Origin of the sequence: Microbispora sp. GKU 823, from assembly GCF_002027145.1 — a bacterium.
Classification (GTDB): domain Bacteria; phylum Actinomycetota; class Actinomycetes; order Streptosporangiales; family Streptosporangiaceae; genus Microbispora; species Microbispora siamensis.
Window position 1 is genome coordinate 43,403 of sequence record NZ_MWJN01000066.1, and the last position, 8,580, is coordinate 51,982.

Annotated in this window: 11 protein-coding genes; 7 read left to right on the forward strand and 4 right to left on the reverse strand. The window is 73.1% G+C overall.

Features of this window, described 5'->3' with window-relative positions; genetic code table 11:
* Positions 1-36 precede the first annotated feature (36 nt).
* Both B1L11_RS29085 and B1L11_RS29090 read left to right on the forward strand, forming a co-directional pair.
* Complete coding sequence (locus B1L11_RS29085; RefSeq protein WP_079318203.1) at positions 37-666, forward strand: transcriptional regulator; 630 nt, start codon at positions 37-39, stop codon at positions 664-666.
* A complete protein-coding gene (locus tag B1L11_RS29090; RefSeq protein WP_079318169.1) occupies positions 663-1,979 on the forward strand; it encodes an MFS transporter in 1,317 nt (438 codons plus the stop codon). The genes B1L11_RS29085 and B1L11_RS29090 overlap by 4 nt, the downstream gene beginning before the upstream one ends.
* A 36-nt stretch (positions 1,980-2,015) precedes the next feature.
* Here B1L11_RS29090 and B1L11_RS29095 read toward each other — a convergent pair whose 3' ends face one another.
* Positions 2,016-3,176: an NAD(P)/FAD-dependent oxidoreductase gene (locus tag B1L11_RS29095; protein WP_079318183.1), complete on the reverse strand. Its 1,161-nt coding sequence runs from the start codon at positions 3,174-3,176 to the stop codon at positions 2,016-2,018.
* Here B1L11_RS29095 and B1L11_RS29100 point away from each other — a divergent pair.
* Positions 3,069-3,575: a TetR/AcrR family transcriptional regulator C-terminal domain-containing protein gene (locus tag B1L11_RS29100; protein ID WP_079318205.1), complete on the forward strand. Its 507-nt coding sequence runs from the start codon at positions 3,069-3,071 to the stop codon at positions 3,573-3,575. The two genes, B1L11_RS29095 and B1L11_RS29100, sit on opposite strands and share 108 nt — an antisense overlap.
* Here the strand turns inward: B1L11_RS29100 and B1L11_RS47220 are convergent.
* Positions 3,565-3,738, reverse strand: a complete 174-nt coding sequence (locus B1L11_RS47220; protein ID WP_179155375.1) for a hypothetical protein — start codon at positions 3,736-3,738, stop codon at positions 3,565-3,567. The genes B1L11_RS29100 and B1L11_RS47220 overlap by 11 nt on opposite strands.
* Positions 3,739-4,120: 382 nt before the next feature.
* On the opposite strand from B1L11_RS47220, the gene purB reads away from it, so the two are divergent.
* The gene (gene purB, locus B1L11_RS29110) at positions 4,121-5,548 is read left to right on the forward strand and encodes an adenylosuccinate lyase (RefSeq protein ID WP_079318185.1); all 1,428 of its coding nucleotides are present in this window, start codon (positions 4,121-4,123) and stop codon (positions 5,546-5,548) included.
* A gap of 8 nt (positions 5,549-5,556) precedes the next feature.
* Positions 5,557-6,324: a GNAT family N-acetyltransferase gene (locus B1L11_RS29115; protein WP_079318187.1), complete on the forward strand. Its 768-nt coding sequence runs from the start codon at positions 5,557-5,559 to the stop codon at positions 6,322-6,324.
* Between the two features lie 11 nt (positions 6,325-6,335).
* Here B1L11_RS29115 and B1L11_RS29120 read toward each other — a convergent pair whose 3' ends face one another.
* The gene (locus tag B1L11_RS29120; RefSeq protein ID WP_179155376.1) at positions 6,336-7,073 is read right to left on the reverse strand and encodes an HAD family hydrolase; all 738 of its coding nucleotides are present in this window, start codon (positions 7,071-7,073) and stop codon (positions 6,336-6,338) included.
* 96 nt (positions 7,074-7,169) lie between these two features.
* Here B1L11_RS29120 and B1L11_RS29125 point away from each other — a divergent pair, with 96 nt between their 5' ends.
* Entirely contained in the window at positions 7,170-7,592 is a 423-nt protein-coding gene (locus B1L11_RS29125; protein ID WP_079318191.1) for a helix-turn-helix transcriptional regulator, read from the forward strand.
* A complete protein-coding gene (locus B1L11_RS29130) occupies positions 7,589-8,035 on the forward strand; it encodes an SRPBCC domain-containing protein (protein WP_079318193.1) in 447 nt (148 codons plus the stop codon). Before B1L11_RS29125 ends, B1L11_RS29130 begins: the two co-directional genes overlap by 4 nt.
* 27 nt (positions 8,036-8,062) lie before the next feature.
* Here the strand turns inward: B1L11_RS29130 and B1L11_RS29135 are convergent, their stop codons facing one another.
* Complete coding sequence (locus B1L11_RS29135) at positions 8,063-8,350, reverse strand: TipAS antibiotic-recognition domain-containing protein (protein WP_079318195.1); 288 nt, start codon at positions 8,348-8,350, stop codon at positions 8,063-8,065.
* Between the last annotated feature and the right edge of the window lie 230 nt (positions 8,351-8,580).

Consider the following 8,580-nt stretch of genomic DNA (forward strand, 5'->3'; position numbering starts at 1 on the left):
TTCGCGAAGAACTGTTTGCGGTTTACGGTGGGGTTCATGACCGATCACGGCGACACCTTTTACTCCCCGGACGCGGAGGACGCGGTCGTCCTGGACGCGAAGGGGCTTCGCGCCCTCGCGCATCCGGTGCGCGTCCAGGTGGTGGGCCTGCTGCGCAAGCACGGCCCGTCGACGGCCACCCGGCTCGCCGAGTTGCTGAACATCAACTCCGGCGCGGCCAGCTACCACCTGCGCCGGCTCGCCGCCGCGGGCTTCGTGCAGGAGGACACCGAACGCGGGAACGCGCGGGAGCGCTGGTGGCGCGCGGTCCACCGGTCCACCTTCCTGGACGACCTGGACCTGGCCGAGCGGGAGCCCGAGGCCACGGTGGCCTACCTGCAGTCCGTCGCCGCCACCTACACCATGCGCACCCAGCGGGCGATCAACGAGCTCCAGACGATGCCGCGCGCGTGGCGCGCCGCGTGCGACATGAGCGACTGGGCGCTGCGGCTGACCTCGCAGGAGGCCACCGCCCTGCGGGAGGAGCTGTGGGCGGTCGTCACGCGATACCGCCGCGACACTCCTGAGGCGGCGGGCGCCCCGGAAGGCGCGGAGCGGGTGTCGGTGATCGTGCAGATCCTGCCCGAGCTGGACGCGCCCCAGGGCCAGGAAGACGACGCCCGATGACGGACAAGGACGCGATCACCGGCGGTTCCTCTCGCGCGCGCAGGCTGCGGCCGCTGGGCGGGCTGCTCGCGGCCATGGCGGTCGCGTTGACCGGCACCCGGGTGTCGGCCATCGCGCTGCCGTGGTTCGTGCTGGTCACGACAGGCAGCGCCACCCAGACCGGGCTGGTGGCCTTCTGCGAGATGACTCCGTACGTGGTGGTCAAGGCGCTGACTGGACCGCTGGTGGATCGGGCCGGCCCGCGGGTCGTCTCCTGGAGCACCGATGCGGTCAGCGCGGCCGCCGCCGGCGCGATTCCCCTGCTGCACGCCGCGGGTCTGCTGTCCTTCCCCGTGCTGCTTGCCCTGGTCGCGGTCATCGGTGCCGTACGCGGCCCCGGCGACCTGGCCAAGCATGTGATGGTCCCGGACGCGGCCGAGCGCACCGGCGTGCCGCTGGAGCGGGCGACCGGCCTGTCCGGCGTGACCGAGCGGCTGGCCTCCACCGTCGGACCGGCGGCCGGCGGCCTTCTCGTGGCCTTGCTGGGCCCGATGACCGGTCTCGTGCTCAACGCCGCGTGCTTCGCCCTCGGGTCGCTGATCATCTCGCTGGCCCTGCCGCGCGGCATGGGACGCCCGGCGGACGGCGCCCCGCCCGCTTCCGGCTACTGGCGGCGTTTCGGCGAGGGCTTCGCCTTCCTGCGTGGCGAGCCGCTGCTGCTCACCATCATCGTCATGGTCGGGATCACCAACCTGCTGGACGCGGCGTTCGGCACCGTCCTGCTGCCCGTGTGGGCTGAGCGGTCCGGCAACGGCCCGGCCGCGATCGGCCTGAGCAACGGCGTGTGGAGCGCCACGGCGGTCGCGGGAAGCCTGGTCGCCGCGGCCGTCGCGCACCGGATGCCGCGCCGGGCGGTGTTCTTCGCGGGATTCCTGCTGGCCGGGGCGCCGCGGTTCCTGGTGCTGGCCGCCGACGCGCCGATGTGGGCGGTGCTGGGGGTGTTCGCGGTGAGCGGGGCCGGTGGGGGCTTCCTCAATCCGATCCTGGGGGCGATCACCTTCGAGCGGGTGCCGCATGGCCTGCGCGGCCGGGTCAACGCGCTGGGTGACGCGATGGCGTGGGCGGGCATCCCTCTGGGCGGGCTGATCGCCGGGGCGGCGGTGGCGTGGTCCGGGCTCGCGCCGGTGTTGCTGACGGCCGGCGCGGCATACTTCCTGACCACCAACCTGGCCGCGCTGCTGCCGCAGTGGCGTGAGGTGGACCGCCTGCGCGGCCGGGGCGCCCGGGAGTCCCGGGCGGCCGATCCGGCTCCCGTCGGCGGAGACGTTCTGTGAGGTGACCTCGTGCGCGGCGGCGGCCGGGACCGACGCCTATTCGTGTCCGGTGAACATGCCGATCAGGCTGTGGGGTGCGTCGTCGCCGAACATGAGCTCGTGGAGGTGGGCGGCGTCGGCGGCTTCCGCGGCGCTGCGGGGGAACAGGGCCTGCTCGTATTCGGTGAGCGCGGCCTCGGCGTCTCCGGGGTGCGCGGCGATGGCCTTGCCGAGTTCCGCGCCGTCGTACATGGCCAGGTTGGCGCCTTCGCCGGACGGGGGCATGAGGTGGGCGGCGTCGCCGAGCAGGGTCACGCCCGGCACGCGATCCCACCGGTGCCCGCTGGGCAGGGTGTTGAGGGGGCGCAGGACCGGCGCGGTGTCGCTGTCGGTGATCAGCGTGGTGAGCTCCGGCGCCCAGCCGTCGAACTCCTGCGCGATCCGTGCGGTGGCCGCGGGTGGATCGGTGAAATCGATGACGGCGAACCATTCCTGCGGTTTGCGGAGCGCCACGTAGGTGTGGAGGGTCCCGCCGCTCTCCCGGTGAGCCAGGATCGCCTTGCCCGGCGCGAGCGCGTACATCGCCCCGTCGCCGACCGCTTTCGCGCCGGCCGGGTGCCGGGTGTCGGCGTCGAACAGGTAGGTCTCGATGAACGACATGCCGACGTACTCGGGTGTGGCGTCGGAGAGCAGCGGCCGGACCCGTGACCACGCGCCGTCCGCGCCGACCAGCAGGCTCGTGACGACGGAGGTGCCGTCGGCGAAGGTCACCTCGTGGCGGCCGTCGCCGAGGGCGCGGACGTCGCCGGCCTTGTGACCCCATCGGATGGTGCCGGCCGGAAGCGAGTCGAGCAGCATCCGGCGCAGTTCGCCGCGCATCACCTCGGGGCGTCCGCCCGTGCCGTCGTCGGGTTCTTCGAACAGGACGGTCCCGTCGGGGGCGAGGGCCCGTGCCGCCTGGCGGCCCTCCAGGACGAGGCCGCGGAACTCCTCGATCAGGCCCGCCGCCTGGAGAGCCGGTTGGCCGTTGTGGTCGTGGATGTCGAGCATCCCGCCCTGGGCGCGCGCCGCCGGGGAGGACTCCGCCTCGTAGACGGTGGCCGGGATTCCGTGGACGTGCAGGACGCGGGCGAGCGTGAGGCCGCCGAGTCCGCCGACTCGCCGCAGGACGGGATCCGCGCCGTCGCGCTCGGCCTGTTCGACGCGATCGAAGAACATCCGTGGCTTGCCACGCAGCTCGCGACCCAGCTCTCCCGCAGCCCCTGGGGAACGGTGGCGCCGCGGATCTTCGAAAGCATCGGCCGGCAGGTCCGCGCGCTGGGCGTGCCCGAGGAAAGCTGGTTCACGGCGACATCGGCGCTGATGCACTACATCCTCGGCGCCGCCGGCCAGAACGCCGCGAACACCGCGAGTGCCGGCACCGCCAGGCCCGATGTGGACCGCGCCGATTTCCTCGACGCCGTGTCGGCGGCGTGGGAAGGGCTCGACCCCGACGACTACCCGTTCACCCGTGCCGTGGCGAAACAGGTGCGCGGGCACGACGACCGCGAACAGTTCCTCGCCGGGATCGCTCTCATCCTCGCCGGCATCACCGCGATCCACTCAGTCACCACGTAGCCGCCGCGATCGGGCACTCCGCCGGGCCGCCCGAGTCCGCACACCCCGGCCGGATCACCCGGCGTCTGGTCGCCTGCGCACTGGTCACCTGCGCACTGGTCACCTGCGCACTGGTCACCTGCGCACTGGTCACCTGCGCACTGGTCACCTGCGCACTGGTCACCTGCACAGCCGGGGCGGGTCGACTGCGGCACCAACGCCTCGCCGTCGACCGCGAGGGGTTCGCGGCTGGTGGCGAGCACACGCAGCCCTGGGCAGCGGGACAGCAGCGCCGCCACCAGGTGGGCCACGGCGTCGATCAGGTGCTCGCAGTTGCCGACCAGCAGCAGGCTCTCCCGGCCGCCGAGCTTGTCGACGAGCACGTCCAGCTCGTCGCCCTCGACCCGCGTGCGTGCCTCGATCATCGCGCCCCTGCCGCCGACGCCGCGCAGCCCGATCCCGGCGAGCACGGCCGCGCCGATCTTGGCCGGCTCCGTGAGACGCCCCCGGGCGTCCCCGGCACCTGCGGACAGGCGGCGGGAACGGGCTCAATAGACTGGGCCAACGTGAATGCCAAGCCGCGTATCCCGAATGTCCTGGCCGCTCGTTACGCTTCGCCGGAGCTGGCCCGCCTGTGGTCTCCCGAGCACAAGGTGGTGCTGGAGCGCAGGCTCTGGCTCGCCGTGCTGAAGGCCCAGGCCGACCTCGGGATCGAGGTGCCCGAGCAGGCGATCGCCGACTACGAGAAGGTCGCCGAGCAGGTCGACCTGGCCTCCATCGCCGAGCGGGAGAAGGTCACCCGCCACGACGTGAAGGCCCGCATCGAGGAGTTCAACGCCCTGGCCGGGCACGAGCACGTGCACAAGGGCATGACCTCCCGCGACCTGACCGAGAACGTCGAGCAACTGCAGATCCGCGACAGCCTGCTGCTGGTGCGCGGCCGGGTCGTGGCGCTGCTGGCCCGCCTGGGCCGCCTGGCCGCCGAGCACTCCTCGACGGTCATGGCGGGGCGCTCGCACAACGTCGCCGCGCAGGCGACCACGCTCGGTAAGCGCTTCGCGACCGCCGCCGACGAGCTGCTGGTGGCCTACGAGCGGCTGGAGGACCTGCTGGAGCGCTACCCGCTGCGCGGGATCAAGGGCCCGGTCGGCACCGCGCAGGACATGCTCGACCTGCTCGGCGGCGCCGACCGGCTGGCCGCGCTGGAGGACCGCGTGGCCGCGCACCTGGGGTTCGCCCGCCGCTTCACCAGCGTCGGCCAGGTCTACCCCCGCTCGCTCGACTACGACGTGCTGACCGCGCTGGTGCAGCTGGCCGCCGCGCCGTCGTCCCTGGCCAAGACCATCCGCCTGATGGCCGGGCACGAGCTGGTCACCGAGGGCTTCAAGGAAGGCCAGGTCGGCTCGTCGGCGATGCCGCACAAGATGAACACCCGCTCCTGCGAGCGCGTCAACGGCCTGACCGTGATCCTGCGCGGGTACGCCTCGATGGCCGGGGAGCTCGCCGGCGACCAGTGGAACGAGGGCGACGTGTCGTGCTCGGTCGTCCGCCGTGTCGCCCTGCCCGACGCGTTCTTCGCCTTCGACGGCCTGGTGGAGACCATGCTGACCGTGCTGGACGAGTTCGGCGCGTTCCCGGCGGTCATCGAGGCCGAGCTGGGCCGCTACCTGCCGTTCCTCGCCACGACCAAGATGCTCATGGCGGCCGTGCGGGCCGGGGTAGGCCGCGAGACCGCCCACGAGATCATCAAGGAGCACGCGGTCGCCTCGGCGCTGGCCATGCGGTCGCGGGGCGCCGGCAACGAGCTGCTCGACCGGCTGGCCGCCGACGACCGTTTCCCGCTCGGCCGGGCCGAGCTCGACGCGCTGCTGGCCGACCGGGCCTCCTTCGCCGGCGCGGCCGCCGGTCAGGTGGCGGCCGTGACCACGCGGATCGGCGAGATCACCGCACGCCATCCGGACGACGCCGCCTACGCGCCGGGCGCGATCCTGTAGGGACGCGCGTGCGTGAGCTGGTGAGCGAGGCCGAGGTCGTCGCCGCCTCGGGAGACGACGACCTCGTCGTGTGGGCGGCGCAGGGCATGCGGCCCGGCGTGCGCGCCTGGGCGTACGGGGACGCGGTGGCGGTGGCCAGCCCCGAGGCGTCGCGGCGCGACCGCCTGGCGGTGCGGGGCCCGGCCGCCCAGGTCGTCCCGCTCGTACGGCACGCCCTGGCCGAGGCCGGGCCGTCGTATCGGCCACTCGGCGACGCCGCGCTGATCGAACAGGTCGTCGAGGCCGCGCCGGAGCTGGAGCTCGCCGGCCGCTTCTCCTGGATGGGCACCGAGAAGCTCGCGCCGCCCCGACAGGAGACGAGCCGGGAGGTGGCGGGCCAGGAGGGGGCGGCCTCCTGGCTGGCGGAGTCCGCCGCCCCTGAGGTGGCCGAGCTGCTCGCCGCCGCCAACCCCGGCTCCTACGCCGTGCCGGGCCTGCCGCCCGTACGCCGGTGGGCCGGCGTACGGGACGGCTCGGGCGCCCTGCTGGCGGTCGCGGCCGACGCGTGGTCCGCGCCGACGGTGGGCCTGCTCGCCGGCGTCGCGACCGCCGCACCGGCGCGAGGACGCGGCCTGGGGGAGCGGGTGTGCCGGTTCGTGGCGTCCGCGCTGCTGGCGGAGCACGGCCGCGCGGCGCTGATGGTGGACGACTGGAACCGGGCGGCCGTCGCCGTCTACGAACGGCTCGGCTTCGCCCGCCGCCGCGTCGCCGCCGCCGGCCTGTACACCTGCACCTGAGCCCTTCGAGGTCAGGCGGCGCGTGACGGGCCGATCAGGCGCGGGTTCAGCGCGGCCAGCACCTCGGGCAGGTCGCGCAGTGTGGTGATCCTCGTCACGGTGGGGGAGGAGGTGCCGGGCTCGGCGCGGTAGCGGTCGAGCCACACCCCGTGCAGCCCCGCCCGGGCAGGGGCGATCGCGTCGAGCATGAGGTTGTCGCCGACCATGAGCACCTCCTGCGGGCGCAGGCCGAGCTTCGCCGCCGCCTCGTGGTAGCACTGCGGGGCGGGCTTGAACGCGCCGAGCGTGTCGGGCGTCAGGACCACCTCCATGCGGTCCATCAGCCCGATGCGGCGCAGCTTGGCCTCCTGCTGCACGGCCACGCCGTTGGTGAGGACACCCAGCACGGGGGCGTCGTCGAGGGCCGCCAGCGCGTCCAGCATCTCGGGCACGTCGGGGAAGGCGGCCCAGGCCGACTCGTAGTGGGTCAGGAAGCGGGCGAACGCCGCGTCCGGGTCGGCCGGCTCGGGCAGCCCGAGCCGCCGGCAGAACTCGCGCAGCCGCCTGCGCCGCTGCTCGGCGAACGAGCACTCCCCGGCGTGCCAGGCGGGCAGGTGCTTGTCCTCCAGGTCGAGCCAGAGCGCCGGCGTCTCCGGCAGCAGCTCGTGACCGGGGCAGACCGACTCGGTCCAGCGGGTCGCGGCGTGCGCGACCGCCCGGCGATGATCGAAAAGGGTCTCGTCGAGGTCGAACAGAATGGCCCTGATCACGAGTCCCCATCTTGACAGAGGCCTGTTTCCGTCGCGTTTCCGGGTTGTGAAGCCCCCCAGGTGACAGGTAGGAAATTTCCTACCTATTATGGGGTCGTGGACGTCACCCCCACCGCCGTACGGCAGCCGTCGTCACCGGCGGAAGACGAGATCTTCGCCGCACTCGCCAGCCCGGTGCGGCGCGAGGTGCTGCGCCTGCTCCGCGAGCGCGGCCCCCAGTCCGTGCAGGACCTGGCCTCCTGCTTCTCCATGGCCCGGCCCAGCTTCTCCGAGCACCTGCGGGTGCTGCGCGAGGCGGGCCTGGTCAGCGAACGCAGGGACGGCAGGCGCCGGCTCTACCGCCTGGAGCCCGTCCCGCTCGTCCGCGTCCGCGACTGGCTGGACCCCTACGAGCGGTTCTGGCGCGACCGGCTGTCCGCCCTGCGCCACCTGCTCGACGACACCGACACAGGAACCGGTGGCCGCCCGCACGACAGCGGCAGCGGCCCCCGGACGGACCAGGACGAGGAGAGACCATGACCGACCTCGACGACCCGACGGTGCTGCGCCTGGACGAATACCTGGCGCACCCGCCCGCCCGGGTGTGGCAGGCCCTGACCGACCCCGGCCTGCTCGCCCAATGGTTCATGCCGGGCGACTTCCGCCTGAGCGTGGGCCACCGCTACACGATGCGCGGGACGGCCATGCCCGGCACCGGGTTCTCCGGCACCGTCCAGGCCGAGGTGCTGGCCTTCGAGCCCGAGCGCATGCTCCGCCTGGCCTGGCGCGACGCCGACCCCGGCAGCCCCAGCGCCGCCGACTGGACGATCACCTGGACGCTCGAACCCGAAGGCCGGGGCACCCGGCTGTTCCTGGCCCACGAGGGCTTCGACCCCGGCAACGAGATGCAGCGGCGGGCCCGCTCCATCATGGACGGCGGATGGCGCCACCTGATGACGAACTCGCTCGCCGCCGTACTGTGAGGATCACCCTGAGCTGACCACCGGGGGTCAGGCGTGCCGCGCCGCGTTGGCGTGGACCGCGTCGCGGACGTACCGGCTCAGCCCCTCGGCGACCCGCTCGTAGTTCGCCGCGAAGCGCGGATCGGTGACGTACATCTCCCCGAGACCCTTGTGGATCTCGTAGGTGCAGTCGTAGAACCAGCGGGTGATGTGCGCGCGGTGCCGTTCGGCCACGTCCATCGCCCGCTTGCCGCTCGCCGTAGCGCCGGTATCCGCCCGCCGACCGAGTAGCCCATGGGCTCTCCTCCCTTCCGGGCTCCAAGCCTGCGGTCTCACGCGGCCTGAGGGTCAACCGGGGCGCGCCGCGATGAAAGTTCCCGCCGGTTCACACGATTGACCAGCAGGAACGAGAGGGAGTTAGTTTGGGCGATTGACATATTCCGGAATGTGATTCTACGGTGCGGGGGCTCTCGCGCCGGCGCAGGCAATCCCGGGGCGAGCAGCGGTCCTCCCGTTCACCCGGCGCGTCCGAAGGAGCGCAGATGCCCCCCACACCCCCCGAAACA

Coding starts and splice junctions, on each gene's coding strand:
- B1L11_RS29090 (WP_079318169.1), top strand. CDS start 663: ATGACGGACAAGGACGCGATCACCGGCGGTTCCTCTCGCGCGCGCAGG.
- B1L11_RS29095 (WP_079318183.1), bottom strand. CDS start 3,176: ATGTTCTTCGATCGCGTCGAACAGGCCGAGCGCGACGGCGCGGATCCC.
- B1L11_RS29130 (WP_079318193.1), top strand. CDS start 7,589: ATGACCGACCTCGACGACCCGACGGTGCTGCGCCTGGACGAATACCTG.
- B1L11_RS29085 (WP_079318203.1), top strand. CDS start 37: ATGACCGATCACGGCGACACCTTTTACTCCCCGGACGCGGAGGACGCG.